Origin of the sequence: Streptomyces shenzhenensis (assembly GCF_003688995.1) — a bacterium.
GTDB classification, from domain to species: domain Bacteria; phylum Actinomycetota; class Actinomycetes; order Streptomycetales; family Streptomycetaceae; genus Streptomyces; species Streptomyces shenzhenensis_A.
Genome location: NZ_PENI01000015.1, coordinates 37,900 through 52,573 on the forward strand (window position 1 = coordinate 37,900; position 14,674 = coordinate 52,573).

The window sequence follows — 14,674 nt, forward strand, 5'->3', positions numbered from 1 at the left end:
GCCGGCGATGGTGGCCCGTTCGAGTGAGGGGCGCGCCGCGGGTGGCTGCGGCATTGGGTGACGACGTGCGCCGGAGCCGCGCAGGTTCCGTCGAGCGGGCGGAACGCTTCCGGCGTTCTCCGTCCGTCTGCACGGATAGCCTTGGCCTGCCGAGGGCTCGCGGTTGCCTGCGCCCTCCCGAACAGTTGCAGGAGCCTGGTCAGGAGTGGGCGTGGTGGCGAAGGTTTACCCGTCGACGGAGCCCGAGCCGGCGGCTGCGGACCGGGAACGGATGTTCGCTCGGTTACCGGAGGTCGCCTCGGGCGAGGCGGTGTTCCTTCCCGCGGACCCGCCCCGCACGGGACGGATGGCGTTCTGGACACCTGGAGGTGAGCCACCGGACCTCGGGGTGGAACCCGAGGAACTCACCGCGGTCCGGCCGCACGACTCGTCCGTGCGCCGGGCGCGGGTGGTCGCAGTGCTGCTGCCGGTGGAACAGGCGCTGCCGCTGCTGACCCGCTGCCGGGCACTCGGTGCGGACGACAGCGGGCGGGCCTCGGCCGGTACCGCGTTCTGGGGCACAGCGGCCCTGCTGGGACTGCGTCTGCTCGCCCAGGGCCGGATACTGCCCGGGGTGTCGCCGGAAGGATGTGACGCGTGGCGGGTCGGCCCGCTGGACACCGAGGCCCACGAGCGGCTGGCCGCCCTGGCCGCCGCCATGCCCCCGGAGGCCCGCGCGGTCGCGATTCCCGGACTCTCCCGCCTCACGCTCCCGGCGGCCGAGCCGCTGCTGCGGGCCTTCATGGACGCCATGGCCGATTCCCTCGCCCGCCCTCCCGCCGCCCGCCAGGTGACCGGCGGACCGGCGTTCGCGGTCCGAGCCCCGCAGGCCGTGCCCGAGCAGCGAGGCTGGGCGGCGGAGGTCGCCGCCGGCCGCGACGCGGGTCTGGCGGTGTCACTGCGGCTGGAGCTCGGCCGCGCGGACTCCTTCCGGGCCGTGGTCCAACTGCGCAGCCTGGCCGATCCCACGGTGCTCACCGACGCCGCGGACCTGTGGTCCGGCAGGGCCACCGCCCCCGAACTGTTCGGTCCACGGGCCAAGGTGGACACGCTGCTGACGCTGCGCCGGGCCGCCCGCGCCTGGTCCCCGGCCGGACGGCTGCTGGACTCCGCCGCCCCGACAGGCCTGGAGCTGTCCGACGAGGAGGTCCAGTCGCTGCTGGGCGACGCTGCGGAGAGCCTTGCCGCCGCCGGGGTCGCCGTGCACTGGCCCAAGGAGCTGGTTCGCGAGCTGACGGCCTCCGGCCTCCTGGAACCCGTATGCCGCCGGGGAACCCAGTCTGCGGCCGAGTCGTTCCTGTCCTCCGGCGGCCTGCTGGACTTCCGCTGGCGGGTCGCCCTCGGAGACCGGGAACTCACCGAGGACGAGCTGGAGCGGCTGGTCCGGGCACACCGGCCGATCGTGCGGCTGCGCGACCAGTGGGTGGTCGTGGACCCGGAGCTGGTCCGCAGACTGCGACGGGCCACGCAGTCCAGGACGACTTCGCTCGCCCCGATCGACGCCCTGAGCGCCGCGCTGACCGGCAGCATCGAGGTGGACGGCGAACAGGTGGCGGTCACCGCCGAAGGCGTACTGGAGGAACTGCGCTCCCGGATCGCCGACCCCGAGGCCCGCGCCGCGCGCGAGCCCCAGGGACAGCCGAAAGCCCTGGCCGCGACCCTGCGCGACTACCAGCTGCGCGGCCTGAACTGGCTGCACCGGATGACCTCGCTCGGCCTGGGCGGCTGCCTCGCCGACGACATGGGCCTGGGCAAGACCGTCACTCTGATCGCTCTCCACCTGCGTCGCCAGGAACGAAAGACCACCGTCGGCCCCACCTTGGTGGTCTGCCCCGCCTCGCTGCTCGGCAACTGGGAGCGCGAGATCCAGCGCTTCGCACCGGCCACCCCGGTGCGCCGCTTCCACGGCCCCGGCCGCGACCTGGCCGGACTCGACGGCGGAACGGACGGCGGCTTCGTCCTGACCACCTACGGAACGATGCGCCGCGACACCGAACGCCTCGCCGAGCAGCCCTGGGGCCTGCTCGTCGCCGACGAGGCCCAGCACGTCAAGAATCCGTACGCGCTCACCGCCCAGGCCCTGCGCCGGATCCCCGCACGGGGACGGGTCGCGCTGACCGGAACTCCGGTCGAGAACAACCTGTCCGAACTGTGGTCACTGCTCGACTGGACCACCCCCGGCCTGCTCGGCACGCTCACCTCCTTCCGTGATCGCTACGCCACGGCCGTCGAGGGCGACCGCGACGAACAGGCCGCCAAGCGGCTGGCCGTGCTGATCCGCCCCTTCCTGCTGCGCCGGCGCAAGTCCGACCCCGGCATCGCGCCCGAACTGCCGCCCAAGACCGAGACCGACCAGCCGGTGTCCCTGACGAAGGAGCAGGTCTCGCTGTACGAGGCGCTGGTACGCGAGCTCATGGCAGAGATCGAGGAGACGCAGGGCATGGCGCGGCGCGGCCTGGTGATGAAGCTCCTCACCGGCCTGAAGCAGGTCTGCAACCATCCCGCGCAGTTCCTGAAGGAACCCGCCGATGCCAGGCTCCCGGGCCGTTCGGGGAAACTGGAACTCCTGGACGAACTCCTGGACACCGTCCTGGCCGAGGGCGGGTCGGCCCTGGTCTTCACCCAGTACGTGGCCATGGGCGCGCTGATCGAGCGCCACCTGGCCGACCGCGGCGTGGACACCCTGTTCCTGCACGGAGGTACCACGGTCAAACGCCGCGAGGCGATGGTCGACGCCTTCCAGACCGGCGAGAAGAAGGTGTTCCTGCTGTCTCTCAAGGCCGCCGGGACCGGTCTGAATCTGACCCGGGCCGGACACGTCATCCACTACGACCGCTGGTGGAATCCGGCCGTGGAGGACCAGGCCACCGACCGCGCCTACCGGATCGGACAGACCCAGCCGGTCCAGGTGCACAAGCTGGTCGCCGAGGGCACCGTGGAGGACCGGGTCGCCGAGATGCTCCGCCAGAAGCGGGAACTGGCCGACGCGGTGCTCGGCTCGGGCGAGTCGGCCTTCAGCGAACTGAGCGACAGCGAACTGGCCGAACTGGTCGCACTGCGAAGAAAGGGACGATGACCGGGCGTAGCCGGCCGGGCAGGTCGGCCTCCCGTACCTTCGAGGCACTCCCTCCGGCCAAGGGCAGCCGCGCGCCCTTCGCCGTGTCCTGGTGGGGCCGCGCATGGCTGCGCTCCATCGAGGAGTCCTCGCTGGACTCCGGCCGCCTCTCGCGCGGCCGGACCTACGCACGCGGCGGCGCGGTCGGACCGGTCACCGTCACCCCCGGCTCGGCCGCCGCGCGGGTGCAGGGCAGTCGCCGCACCCCGTACCGCTCCACGGTCCGGGTGGAGCTGCTGACGGACCGGCAGTGGGACCGACTGCTCGACATGATCGCCGAGCGGGCCGCCAACATCGCCGCACTGCTGGACGGCGAGATGCCCGCCGGGCTCGCCGACGACGCGGCAGCCGCCGGTGTCCCGCTGCTGCCCGGCCCACGGGACCTCGACCCCGAGTGCAGCTGCCCCGACTGGGGCTACCCCTGCAAGCATGCCGCGGCCCTCTGCTACCAGGTCGCCCGGCTCCTGGACCGCGACCCCTTCGTGCTGCTGCTTCTACGGGGGCGTGGTGAGCAGGAGCTGATGGGCGAGCTCGGCCGCCGTGACACCGCCCGCGCCGCCGCCGAGGGCGCGGTGTCCGCGACAACGGCAGCAGGTCCGGCCGGGTCCCCGGCGCGGACCGGCGATCCCGCAGGGCCCGCCTTCGCCTCACGCACCGGCCTTCCGTCCCTGCCCGCCCCGCCGCCACTGCCCGACCGGGCCGGCCGCGGCCCCGCGCTGGTGGACTCGGCCGTCCCGGAGCCCGGCGTGGACCCGGCCGCGCTCGAACTGCTCGCCGCCGACGCCGCGATGCGTGCCCGCCATCTGCTCGCCGGAGCCCTCGGCACGCGGCATGCCGACACGGCCCCGCCCGTCCCGCTCACCGAATGGCAGGACGCCGCCCGTTTCGCCGCCGCTCACCCCACGCCGGACGTCTTCGCCAGGATCGCGTCGAACTGCGGCCGCACCCCCGGTGAGCTCGCAGCCGCCACCCGGGCGTGGCAGCACGGCGGCGCAGCGTCCCTGGACGTGCTGGAAAACCCCTGGAACCCGCCCGCCTCCCTCCTGGCGCGCGCCCATGAAGCGCTGCGCGCGGACTACTGGGCCGACGGCGGACCACCCCGGCTCCGCTCCTGGCGCAACCGCTGGACCGTCGAGGGCCACGCGGCGCAGCTGCGCCTGGGCCGCGACGAACTGTGGTACCCGTACGCCAAGGACCGAGGCACCTGGTGGCCGGCCGGACCACCTGACACCGACCCCGCCGTCGTCCTGACCGCCCTCCTCACAACCTGCCCCGCGCCCCCTGCACAGAGGTGTGCGAACAGAAAGTGAGCCGGGTGACGGCGATGCCGCGCGGTGAAGCAGTTTCTGATGTATGTGGCGTCGGGGCCCTTCCAGCAAGCGGCGGCCGAGGCGCCGGCCCTGCCCAACTCCTACTCCGCGGCCCTGCACGCCGACCTGCCGGCCAAGCGGGCGTTGTTCACCGAGCGGCGAATTACTCGGTGTCCTTGGGATGCCTGGTCGAGGCATGGACGAGGATGACAGTCGAGGTCTCCGGGCTGACCAGGTATCGCACTCTGCCACCACTGGTGATCTCGTACTCCCACTGTTCCAGGGCGGAACCCTTCCACTCCTTGGTCGCATGCCTTCCCCGAAGCTGGTGTTGACGATTCCAGTCGTCACGCGACAGTGGGTCGGTGCGCAGTGCCTCCAGGCAGCGGTGTGCGTTCGGCAACGCGATTCGGCACAGCTCTTCCCAGCCCGTCACAGCCTCGGTCGTCCCGAAGACCACGTTCCATCCGCTCAGGGGCGGAACGCTGACCCGATCGCCCCTCTTCGGGCTTACCCGTGCACCTCGACAGGGCCCAGGTCGTCCCCGTCAAGGGGGCGCAGCGCTTCCTTGAGCTGCGCCGGATCGGCATTGATGCGAGCTGTCGCTCTCCAGGACACAAGCGTGCGGTGCACAGCCTCCCTGGCCCCGAGTTCGGCGGCGTCGGAAAGCGCTTCGAGCAACTCCATCGTGAACGCGCGCATCTCCTCCTCGTCCAGATGCCGCACCCAGGGGAAGACCTCCGGCAGCGCAAGCAGCAGCGACCGGGCTCCGTCGTCGTGCTTCATCAGCGCAAGGAAGAGCCGCGACGCGGTCGTCAGATTCTCCTCCGTGCGCTCAGCATGTATCGCCGTGGTCAGCACCATGTCAGGTGCGTCCCGATGGGTGACGCGAAGGCAGCCGAGGGCGGCAGCCCGGGCGGCCACAGCCTTCGGGTTCCGGGACAGATCAGTGAAGGAAACGGACTCCGGCTCAGCTCCCCGATACGCAACGCTCATACTCCGACTGTACTCAGATCACAGTCTGATTTCCAGCGGCCTATGAGGCTTTGATGCGCACACCTCCGCCCTCTGCAAGCAGGAGGAGGTCCTCCGAGAGGCCGCGGACCGTCCGTCGGCTCGCGGGCCCCGGCCTCGTGGTCGTACCGGTGGGAGTGGGATCCATGGCCCTGGCCCTGCTGCCTGGACGACCCTGGCGGCTCGCCAAGTACCAGGCCGCCGACGATCTGTGGCGCTACGACCAACCCCGCCACCGGGGTGGTCCTGGAATCGGCAGGGCGCCTTCTGAGGGCTCGGGACGAGGCGTCGGCCTGCGTGGACGCTGGAGCCGACAGGGGCTGTGCTCGGTTCCGTCGGGTTCGGTCAGCTCTCGTAGTGGTAGCGGCACTGTGCGATCAGGACGCTGTCCTCGGCGGCCTTGTAGATCAGTCTGTGCTCGTCGTTGATGCGGCGCGACCAGTAGCCCTGGAACCCGTGCTTGAGAGGTTCCGGTTTGCCGATCCCCTCGTTGCCGTTCCGGGCGATGTCCGCGATGAGCGTGTTGATGCGCTTCAGGATCTTCCGGTCCTGAAGCTGCCACCACAGGTAGTCCTCCCAGGCGCGGGAGGAGAAGACGATCTTCATTCGCGGCCGTTATCCGTCGGTCGCCAGCTCGCGTACGGTGCCGCCGCCGCTTTCCAGCTCGTCGATGGACGCGAGCAGGCGCCGGGCGTTCGCCGGGCTCCGCAGCAGGTACGCCGTCTCCTTCAGGGATTCGTAGTCCTCAAGGGAGACGATGACGACCGGCTCATGTCCGGCCCGGGTGATGACGACCTCTTCGCGGTCGTCGGTGACGGAGTTGAGCACCTCGGCGTACCGCGCACGCGACTCGGAATACGTCATGGTCTTCACGATCCATCCTCCTTCACACGTACAGAAAATTGTACGTCGACCCCCTGTGGTGCGGCAAGCGGTGAGGAATGTGGTGACTGGCTCCGTAGGGCGGCGGTCAGTGCGCGAATGCCGCGCGGAGCCGTTCCGCCGCGTCCGTCAGTACCTCGGTGCGCTTGCAGAAGGCGAAGCGGACGAACGGGGCGCCGGTCTCGCGGTCGTCGTAGAAGACGGCGTTGGGGATGGCGACGACGCCCGCGCGTTCCGGCAGGGCGCGGCAGAACGCGAAGCCGTCCTTCTCGCCCAGCGGGCGGATGTCGGTGGTGATGAAGTACGTGCCGGCGGGCCGGAAGACCTCGAAGCCGGCCTCCGTCAGCCCCGCCGCCAGCAGATCCCGCTTGGCCAGCAGGTCCGCGCGCAGGGCCGCGAAGTAGGAGTCCGGCAGGGCCAGCGCCTCGGCCACCGCGTACTGGAAGGGCCCCGACGCCACATACGTCAGAAACTGCTTCACCGCGCGCACGGCCCCGACCAGTTCGGGCGTCGCCGTCACCCAGCCGACCTTCCAGCCGGTGAACGAGAAGGTCTTTCCGGCGGAGCCGATGGTGACCGTGCGTTCGCGCATGCCGGGGAACGTGGCCAGCGGCAGATGCTCCGCGTCGTCGAACACCAGGTGCTCGTACACCTCGTCCGTCACCACCAGCAGGTCCCGCTCGACCGCGAGCGCGGCGATCGCGGACAGCTCCTCGCGGGTGAGCACCGCCCCCGTCGGGTTGTGCGGGGTGTTGACCAGCAGCAGCCGGGTGCGGTCCGTCACCGCGGCGCGCAGTTCGTCGAGGTCGAGGCGGAAGCCGCCCTCGTGCGGGCGGAGCGTCACCGGCACCCGGGTGCCGCCCGCCATCGCGATGCTCGCCGCGTACGAGTCGTAGTACGGCTCGAACGCGATGACCTCGTCCCCGGGCTCCAGCAGCGCGAGCAGCGCCGCCGCGATCGCCTCCGTCGCGCCCGCCGTCACCAGCACCTCGGTGTCGGGGTCGTGGACCAGGCCGTAGCGGCGCTCCTGGTGCGCGGCGATCGCCGTCCGCAGCTCGGGGACGCCCGGTCCCGGCGGGTACTGGTTGCCGCGGCCCTCGCGCAGGGCGCGCACGGCCGCCTCCCGCACCTCGTCGGGGCCGTCCGTGTCGGGGAAGCCCTGGCCCAGGTTGATCGACCCGGTCCGCGCCGCCAGGGCGGACATCTCGGCGAAGATCGTCGTCCCGAACTCGGCGAACCGGCGGTTGAGCGGTGGGCGTGCGCTGGAGGTCATGCCGGCCATCCTGCGCCGAAGCTCTGGAGTTCCTCAACTCTGCTTTGGTCCTGCGGGTGGGCGGGCATCCCCCGTGCACACAGCAGTCACGCACCATGCGAGGCGCCCACGGGGGGTCGCTTCGGGGGAACGGAAGGAGGGTGGCGCCATGGTCTTCGGCATCATCCTGGCGGTGATCGTGATCCTGGTCATCGGGTCCGCGGCGGGTGGATCGCGCAAGCGCAAGAAGGACAGGAAGAGCGCGTATGTGAAGAGCCGCGGCGGCCGGGTGTCCCGTTCGTCGTCTTCATCTTCGTCGTCGTCTTCGTCTTCGGCGTCTGCCGGCGGCGACGGGGGCAGCTGGTGGGCCGGTGACACGGGCGACTCGTCGGGCGGCTCGTCCTCGGGCGGGCACGGCGGACACGGCGGGCACTCGTGCGGCGGCGGCCACTCCTGTGGCGGCGGATCGTCGTGCGGCGGCGGGGGCGGATGCGGCGGAGGCAACTGACACGGGGCAGTTGAGCTTCACCGCGCACCAGGAACCGCGGTCCCGGCCGCACACCGGGCGCCCGTCGGGCGAAGGCATCCGACGGGCGCTCAGCTCTATGGAGAACGCGCCCGGCGTACGCCGTAGTTGAACAGTTGAGCTGTGGAGCCCTCTGAGGGATGGAAAGCCTACGAACTTGGGTAAAAACGCTGTGGCGGCACCACAGTTCATGATTCCCTCTAAATCACCAACGCAGCCCCTCGGACGTCCGGCAGACAACCCGCTCCTTGGCTGGGCTGGCTGGGCCGACCGGGCTGATATGGCCGATCTCCCGGTGTCGACCGAGGTGTGCCGGACCACCCTCCCTTCTTCTTTGTGTGCTAGCGGAGCCGACCCATGCTCACGACCCTCACCACCTCCTACACCGACACGTGCGCGGCCGACCTCGCCTGGGCGCTGGGGCGCGAGCCGCTCCCCGCCCTCGCCACGCTCGACCTCGAACTGACCGGCGCGAAGCTCCAGATGAGACTGCTCGGCGCGTCCCACCAGGTACTCCTGGAGGAGGAGCGGGGCGGCTGCTCGGAGACGGTGGCGTGCATTCCGGGGTCCAGCACGCCGCTGCCGCTGGGCGTTGCCAAGCGCGTCGGCGACTGGGAATACGAGTTCGCGGCGCGCGTGGAGTTCCTCGCGCCCGCCTCCTTCGCGGGCCGCGCCCAGGAACTGCTGGCCCTGGTCTCCGACCACCCCCACGGTCTCGCCGGCGTCTTCCCCGGCAGCCCGTACGCCTTCACGGCGATGCTCGCCCAGCGCCGCGAGGGCCAGGTGCACTGGCGCACCTGGCACGCGTATCCGCAGGACGGCCAGTTGGTGGCCACCCGGACCCGGGTGGGCGTGCGGGTGCCGGAGCCCGCGGCGGAGCCCGGTCCCAGCGCCGCAGTGATCGTGGCGGGATAAACACCCTGTGCGTCATTCGCGGGCAGTTCCACACGTGTGGGTGACGAAGCGTACCCGTCGTGTGACGTAACGTCGCAGCGTGATCGAATCGCACGCCCCCGCCCCTCCGGGTGCCCCGCCGTTCCGGTGCGGACCCGCGCGGCTGTCCGTCCGGCCGGCGACCGGACGGTTCCTGGTCCTCGCGGGCGTCTTCGTCTGTGCGGCCTGCGGACTTGTGTACGAACTCGAACTGGTCGCCCTCGCCTCGTACTTGATAGGCGACTCGGTCACCCAGGCGTCCGTCGTGCTGTCCGTCATGGTCTTCGCGATGGGCCTCGGCTCGCTCGCGGCGAAGCGGCTGCGCGGGCACGCGGCCGCCGCCTTCGGCGCCGTCGAGGCGGGCCTCGCCCTGGTCGGCGGCTGCAGCGCGATGGCGCTGTACGCGGTGTTCGCCTGGACCGGCGACTGGGGCGGCCTGTGGGTCAACGGCCCCCGCTGCCTGCTGGTCGCCTTCTCCCTCGCCATCGGCCTGCTGATCGGCGCCGAGGTGCCGTTGCTGATGGAGCTGATCCAGCGCATCCGGCGGCAGGACGCGGGCGGCGCGGTCGCCGACCTGTTCGCGGCGGACTACGTCGGCGCGCTCGTCGGCGGCCTCGCCTTCCCGTTCCTCCTGCTGCCGTTCCTGGGCCAGTTGACCGGTGCGCTGCTCACCGGAGCGGTCAACGCCGTCGCGGGCGGCGCCCTGATCCTCGGCCTGTTCGGGCGCGATCTGACCCGCCGCGCCCGCTGGCTGCTGCTGCTCGCCAACGTCTCCGTGCTCGCCGTCCTCGCCTCCGCCGCCGTCCTCGTCGACGACTTCGAACGCCTCGCCCGGCAGGCGGTGTACGGCGGGGACGTACGCGTGGCCGTCCAGACCGACGTCCAGGAGGTGGTGCTCACCGGTGGCACCGGCGGCCGGCCGCTCGATCTGTATCTGGACGGCCGGCTGCGGGTCGGCGGCCGGGACGCGGGCCGCTACGAGGAGGCACTGGTCCACCCCGCGATGGCCGGCCCGCACGCGCGCGTGCTCGTCCTCGGCGGCGGGGACGGGCTGGCCGCGCGGGAAGTGCTGCGGTACCCGGACGTGCGGCGGGTCGATGTGGTCGAACCCGACGCGGGCCTCGTCCGGCTGGCGCGCCGCGACCCGGGGCTGTCCGCGCTCAACGGCCACGCCTACCTCGACCAGCGCGTCCACGTCACGACACAGGACACGTTCCGTTGGCTGCGCGGAGCGCCCACGGAGGCGTACGACGTCGTGATCGCGGATCTGCCCGACCCCGGCAGCACGGCGAGCACGAAGCTGTACTCGGAGGAGTTCTACGGGCTGACCCGGCGGGTGCTGGCCGAGGACGGCCGGCTGGTGGTGCACGGCGGACCGGTGGCGGCCAGGCCCCGGGTCTTCTGGACGGTGGAGACGACGATGCGCGCGGCCGGCCTCGGCACCACCCCGTACCGCGCGCTCGGCGAGGACACCGGTTCCACGGCGGGGCCCGACCGCTCCGCGAGCGCCTCCCGCACCCCGCGCGACTGGGGTTTCGTGCTGGCCGCCCGGGGGCCCGCCGCGGTGCCGCTCCGCCTGGACCCGTCCGGACCGCGGCTGCGCACGCTGACACCGCAGAGCCTCGCGGCGGACGGCCGGGCGGTGGCCGGCACGCGGATCAGCGGGGTGCCGCCCTCGACGCTGGTGCACCCGCGCTATTGACGACCGACGGTGGTGCGTCCGCGGTGTTGACGACCGACGCCGGTGCGTCCCGCCGTTGACGACCCGGCCGCGTACAGAAGGGTACGTACCGGCCGCTCGTGGGTAGGCTCAGGCGACATGGAGCATGAGGTGTTGGTTCCGGTTCCGGTCGAGCGGCTGAGGCGGGCGCTCGGTGAGCCCGCGCGCATCGCCCGAGCGGTTCCCGGGCTCCAGCAGGACGCCGGTGCCGAGCCGGTCGCCGGGCGGCTGAAGGTGCGCGTCGGCGGCCACTCCATCACCTACCGCGGATCGCTGCGCGTCTCGGCGCGCGACGACGGGTCGTACGCCGTCGAGGGTGAGGCGGCCGAGGCCCGCGGCACCGGCACGGTCAAGCTCACCCTCACCCTCCGCCTCCGGGACGCCGACGGGGGCACCGCGGTCACCGTGGACGGCACGGTCTCCGCGGACGGACGCATCACCGAACTGCCCGCGGGCACGGTGAGTTCGGCGGCGATCCGGCTGCTGAACCGCTTCGTGGAGTCCCTGGCGACGACACCGGACGACGACACCGAAACCGAGGTGGAGCCCGAGGAGGAGGCGGCCTCCGTGTTCGAGACCGAGGTGCCGCCGCCCTCGCTCGTTCCCGAGGCCGGCGAGGAGGGCTCCGCGGGCTTCGCCGCCGACGGTCCGCCCGCCGAGGCGGCGCACGCGCGCCGGACGATGATCGGCCGCAGCGCGGAAGAGGTGGACCACGCCCCGCCGCGCGGCCGCTACGCCCCCGTACCCGCCCCGGAGACGGTCGCCGGGCACTCGGTGCTGCGCTGGGTCGCCCCCGCGGCGGCACTCGCGCTGGCCTCGGCGATCGTGCTCGGCCGGGCGCTGCGCCGACGCCGCTGACCGCGGTCACCGACGGTCCTTGATGCCGTCGCCCAGCCCGGCGAACCCGTCGACGGCCGAGGCGACCGGGGTGCCGCCGGCGGAGCGCGTCCACGCCAGAACGGCCGGGGTGGCCCGCGTCAGCGGCGGCACGGGGTGGGCCTGCTGCCGCCGGAGACGATCGACACACGGTACGAGAAGTTCGACCACCCGATCATCGAGGAGAAGGTCGCCTCGCTGACCAAGCAGCAGGCCAAGGTCCAGTACGCCGACGCCGAGTCGGACGCGGTGAAGCAGACCGTGCAGATGCAGCAGATGATCGACGCCGGTTTAGGCCGATCACCTGGGCGCCGACAGCGTGGGCGGTCTGCGTGACGGCGTCTCCCTCTCCGCCGGAGACGGCGATGGTCTTGCCCTTGGCCGGCCGCCCCCTTGATCGTCCCAGTAGGGTCGTCCCGTGAGTAACGAACCCATCACGCTGACCGCGGGCGACGCGGAAGTGAGCCTGCAGCCGGGCAACGGCGGCCGGGTGGCAGGGCTCCGGATCGCCGGCACCGAACTCCTCCGGCAGGGCGACCGCTTCGGCTGCTTCCCGATGGTCCCCTGGTGCGGCCGGATCAGGGACGGCCGTTTCCTGAACGGCGCCATCGCGCACCGGATGCCGCTCAACTCCCCGCCGCACGCCATCCACGGCACCGCCCGCGACGGCGCCTGGCGCACCGCCCGCGTCGGCGCCGACGAGGCGGTCATCACCTACGACCTGGTCGAGCCCTGGCCCTACCCCGGCCGTGTCACCCAGATCGTCGCCCTGGCCGAGGACGCCCTGACGCTCACCATGGCCGTCGAGACGTACGACTCGTCCTTCCCGGCGCAGATCGGCTGGCATCCGTGGTTCAACCGGAACCTGGGCGGCGAGGACGCGCGGCTCGACTTCAGCCCCGCCTGGCAGGAGGAACGCGGCGCCGACCACCTGCCCACCGGCCGTCGCGTCGAGCCCCGCCCCGGCCCCTGGGACGACTGCTTCGGCATGCCCGACGGCGTCGACGTCACGGTCACCTGGCCCGGACAGCTGGAGCTGACGGTGACCAGCCCCGAGCAGTGGGTCGTCGTCTACGACGAACAGGAGGCCGCCGTCTGCGTCGAGCCGCAGACCGGCCCGCCCAACGGCCTCAACACCCTGCCGCGCCTGGTCACGCCCCTGGAGCCGCTGGAGGCCACGACCACCTGGCGCTGGCGCCGCCTCTAAGCTGGTCGGCATGACGGACGTACGCGGCGCGCTGCTGCAGCAGATCAAGGACAAGGCCGTGGTGCACGGCAAGGTGACCCTGTCGTCGGGTCTGGAAGCCGACTACTACGTCGACCTGCGCCGTGTCACCCTCGACGGGGAGGCCGCGCCGTTGGTCGGGCAGGTGCTGCTGGATCTCACCGCGGACCTCGACTTCGACGCCGTGGGCGGGCTGACCATGGGTGCCGACCCGGTCGCCGGCGCGCTGCTGCACGCCGCCGCCGCGCGGGGCCGCCGGCTGGACGCGTTCGTCGTACGGAAGGCGGCCAAGGCGCACGGGCTGCAGCGGCGGGTCGAGGGTCCCGAGATCAAGGGCCGCCGGGTGCTGGTCGTCGAGGACACCTCCACCACGGGCGGCTCGCCGCTCGCCGCCGTGGAGGCGGTGCGTGAGGCGGGCGCCGAGGTCGTCGCCGTCGCGACCATCGTGGACCGGGCGACGGGCGCCGCCGAGAAGATCAGGGAGGGCGCGGGTGTGCCCTACCTGTTCGCCTATTCGAAGGACGAGTTGGGGCTTGACTGACGCACGGCGTCGACCACGGCCCGGTGGCCGCGCCGCCGGGGCGCCGAGCACGGGCCCATGTCTGGAAAGATGGGGACGACGATGACGTCACCCTCAAGGTCTAGGTCAGGGCCGTAAGTACGCAGATCGCCGACCCGCACACTCAAGGAGCGGACAGATGCCCATCGCAACCCCCGAGGTCTACAACGAGATGCTCGACCGGGCGAAGGCAGGCAAGTTCGCCTACCCGGCCATCAACGTCACCTCCAGCCAGACCCTGAACGCGGCTCTGCGCGGCTTCGCCGAGGCGGAGAGCGACGGCATCATCCAGATCTCCACGGGTGGCGCCGAGTTCCTGGGCGGTCAGTACAGCAAGGACATGGTGACCGGCGCGGTGGCCCTGGCCGAGTACGCGCACATCATCGCCGAGAAGTACCCGGTGACGGTCGCGCTGCACACGGACCACTGCCCGAAGGACAAGCTCGACGGGTATGTGCGTCCGCTGCTCGCGATCTCCCAGGAGCGCGTGAAGGCCGGGCAGAACCCGCTGTTCCAGTCCCACATGTGGGACGGCTCCGCCGAGACCCTGGCCGACAACCTGGCCATCGCGCAGGAGCTCCTCGAGCTGGCCCGGACCGCCAAGATCATCCTTGAGGTGGAGATCACCCCGACCGGCGGCGAGGAGGACGGCGTCTCGCACGAGATCAACGACTCCCTCTACACGACGGTCGACGACGCGATCCGCACGGCGGAGGCGCTCGGCCTCGGCGACAAGGGCCGCTACCTGCTGGCCGCGTCCTTCGGCAACGTGCACGGCGTGTACAAGCCGGGCAACGTGGTGCTCCGCCCCGAACTGCTGAAGGAGCTGAGCGACGGCGTCGCCGCGAAGTTCGGCAAGGCCGCCTCTCCCGGTCCGTTCGACTTCGTCTTCCACGGCGGCTCCGGCTCCTCCGAGCAGGAGATCCTGACGGCGCTGGAGAACGGCGTCGTGAAGATGAACATCGACACGGACACCCAGTACGCCTTCACGCGTCCGGTCGCCGACCACATGTTCAAGAACTACGACGGCGTCCTGAAGGTCGACGGCGAGGTCGGCTCCAAGAAGACGTACGACCCGCGCACCTGGGGCAAGCTGGCCGAGGCGTCGATGGCCCGGCGCGTCGTCGAGGCCACGCAGAACCTGCGGTCGGCCGGCACGAAGATCAAGTAGTTAGGGCGGCTACCCGGCGGCCGTCGGCGCGACGGCCTCCGGTGCGACCGTT

The 14,674-nt window shown here is 71.8% G+C and carries 16 protein-coding genes; 10 read left to right on the forward strand and 6 right to left on the reverse strand.

Annotation, left to right across the window (positions count from 1 at the left end):
* The first annotated feature begins 271 nt into the window (after positions 1–271).
* The gene (locus CTZ28_RS22965; protein WP_121891708.1) at positions 272–3,115 is read left to right on the forward strand and encodes a DEAD/DEAH box helicase; all 2,844 of its coding nucleotides are present in this window, start codon (positions 272–274) and stop codon (positions 3,113–3,115) included.
* A complete protein-coding gene (locus CTZ28_RS22970; RefSeq protein WP_121891557.1) occupies positions 3,112–4,464 on the forward strand; it encodes an SWIM zinc finger family protein in 1,353 nt (450 codons plus the stop codon). Before CTZ28_RS22965 ends, CTZ28_RS22970 begins: the two co-directional genes overlap by 4 nt.
* A 163-nt stretch (positions 4,465–4,627) precedes the next feature.
* Here CTZ28_RS22970 and CTZ28_RS22980 read toward each other — a convergent pair whose 3' ends face one another.
* From CTZ28_RS22980 to CTZ28_RS23000, 5 genes are all read right to left on the reverse strand, one after another.
* Entirely contained in the window at positions 4,628–4,924 is a 297-nt protein-coding gene (locus tag CTZ28_RS22980; protein ID WP_183154535.1) for a hypothetical protein, read from the reverse strand.
* 50 nt (positions 4,925–4,974) lie between these two features.
* Positions 4,975–5,460 (reverse strand): prevent-host-death family protein, encoded by a 486-nt coding sequence (locus tag CTZ28_RS22985; protein WP_121891559.1) that lies wholly within the window; start codon positions 5,458–5,460, stop codon positions 4,975–4,977.
* 363 nt (positions 5,461–5,823) lie between these two features.
* Positions 5,824–6,084 (reverse strand): Txe/YoeB family addiction module toxin, encoded by a 261-nt coding sequence (locus CTZ28_RS22990; protein ID WP_121891560.1) that lies wholly within the window; start codon positions 6,082–6,084, stop codon positions 5,824–5,826.
* A gap of 9 nt (positions 6,085–6,093) precedes the next feature.
* A complete protein-coding gene (locus CTZ28_RS22995) occupies positions 6,094–6,351 on the reverse strand; it encodes a type II toxin-antitoxin system Phd/YefM family antitoxin (RefSeq protein ID WP_121891561.1) in 258 nt (85 codons plus the stop codon).
* A gap of 97 nt (positions 6,352–6,448) precedes the next feature.
* Positions 6,449–7,642: a pyridoxal phosphate-dependent aminotransferase gene (locus CTZ28_RS23000; protein WP_121891562.1), complete on the reverse strand. Its 1,194-nt coding sequence runs from the start codon at positions 7,640–7,642 to the stop codon at positions 6,449–6,451.
* Between the two features lie 139 nt (positions 7,643–7,781).
* Between CTZ28_RS23000 and CTZ28_RS23005 the strand changes: the two genes are divergently transcribed.
* From CTZ28_RS23005 to CTZ28_RS23020, 4 genes are all read left to right on the forward strand, one after another.
* Positions 7,782–8,120 carry a hypothetical protein gene (locus CTZ28_RS23005; protein ID WP_121891563.1) on the forward strand — a complete coding sequence of 113 codons (339 nt, stop codon included), beginning with the start codon at positions 7,782–7,784 and terminating at the stop codon, positions 8,118–8,120.
* A gap of 375 nt (positions 8,121–8,495) precedes the next feature.
* A complete protein-coding gene (locus tag CTZ28_RS23010; RefSeq protein ID WP_121891564.1) occupies positions 8,496–9,053 on the forward strand; it encodes a DUF2617 family protein in 558 nt (185 codons plus the stop codon).
* 79 nt (positions 9,054–9,132) lie between these two features.
* Positions 9,133–10,773 (forward strand): polyamine aminopropyltransferase, encoded by a 1,641-nt coding sequence (locus CTZ28_RS23015; RefSeq protein ID WP_121891565.1) that lies wholly within the window; start codon positions 9,133–9,135, stop codon positions 10,771–10,773.
* 117 nt (positions 10,774–10,890) lie between these two features.
* Complete coding sequence (locus CTZ28_RS23020; protein ID WP_121891566.1) at positions 10,891–11,649, forward strand: SRPBCC domain-containing protein; 759 nt, start codon at positions 10,891–10,893, stop codon at positions 11,647–11,649.
* 6 nt (positions 11,650–11,655) lie between these two features.
* On the opposite strand, the gene CTZ28_RS48520 is transcribed toward CTZ28_RS23020, so the two are convergent.
* Positions 11,656–11,781: a hypothetical protein gene (locus CTZ28_RS48520; protein ID WP_259471758.1), complete on the reverse strand. Its 126-nt coding sequence runs from the start codon at positions 11,779–11,781 to the stop codon at positions 11,656–11,658.
* Positions 11,782–11,784: 3 nt separating this feature from the next.
* On the opposite strand from CTZ28_RS48520, the gene CTZ28_RS23025 reads away from it, so the two are divergent.
* The 4 genes from CTZ28_RS23025 to fbaA all read left to right on the forward strand — a co-directional run bounded on the left by CTZ28_RS23025 (position 11,785) and on the right by fbaA (position 14,622).
* A complete protein-coding gene (locus CTZ28_RS23025) occupies positions 11,785–12,003 on the forward strand; it encodes a hypothetical protein (protein WP_121891567.1) in 219 nt (72 codons plus the stop codon).
* A gap of 82 nt (positions 12,004–12,085) precedes the next feature.
* Entirely contained in the window at positions 12,086–12,874 is a 789-nt protein-coding gene (locus tag CTZ28_RS23030) for an aldose epimerase family protein (protein ID WP_121891568.1), read from the forward strand.
* 10 nt (positions 12,875–12,884) lie between these two features.
* The gene (pyrE, locus tag CTZ28_RS23035; RefSeq protein ID WP_121891569.1) at positions 12,885–13,433 is read left to right on the forward strand and encodes an orotate phosphoribosyltransferase; all 549 of its coding nucleotides are present in this window, start codon (positions 12,885–12,887) and stop codon (positions 13,431–13,433) included.
* 157 nt (positions 13,434–13,590) lie between these two features.
* Positions 13,591–14,622, forward strand: coding sequence for a class II fructose-bisphosphate aldolase (gene fbaA, locus CTZ28_RS23040; protein ID WP_121891570.1), 1,032 nt, complete (start codon positions 13,591–13,593; stop codon positions 14,620–14,622).
* Positions 14,623–14,674: the final 52 nt, after the last annotated feature.

Coding starts and splice junctions, on each gene's coding strand:
- CTZ28_RS22965 (WP_121891708.1), top strand. CDS start 272: ATGTTCGCTCGGTTACCGGAGGTCGCCTCGGGCGAGGCGGTGTTCCTT.
- CTZ28_RS23000 (WP_121891562.1), bottom strand. CDS start 7,642: ATGGCCGGCATGACCTCCAGCGCACGCCCACCGCTCAACCGCCGGTTC.
- fbaA (WP_121891570.1), top strand. CDS start 13,591: ATGCCCATCGCAACCCCCGAGGTCTACAACGAGATGCTCGACCGGGCG.
- CTZ28_RS23020 (WP_121891566.1), top strand. CDS start 10,891: ATGGAGCATGAGGTGTTGGTTCCGGTTCCGGTCGAGCGGCTGAGGCGG.
- CTZ28_RS23010 (WP_121891564.1), top strand. CDS start 8,496: ATGCTCACGACCCTCACCACCTCCTACACCGACACGTGCGCGGCCGAC.
- pyrE (WP_121891569.1), top strand. CDS start 12,885: ATGACGGACGTACGCGGCGCGCTGCTGCAGCAGATCAAGGACAAGGCC.
- CTZ28_RS22970 (WP_121891557.1), top strand. CDS start 3,112: ATGACCGGGCGTAGCCGGCCGGGCAGGTCGGCCTCCCGTACCTTCGAG.
- CTZ28_RS22990 (WP_121891560.1), bottom strand. CDS start 6,084: ATGAAGATCGTCTTCTCCTCCCGCGCCTGGGAGGACTACCTGTGGTGG.
- CTZ28_RS22985 (WP_121891559.1), bottom strand. CDS start 5,460: ATGAGCGTTGCGTATCGGGGAGCTGAGCCGGAGTCCGTTTCCTTCACT.
- CTZ28_RS23005 (WP_121891563.1), top strand. CDS start 7,782: ATGGTCTTCGGCATCATCCTGGCGGTGATCGTGATCCTGGTCATCGGG.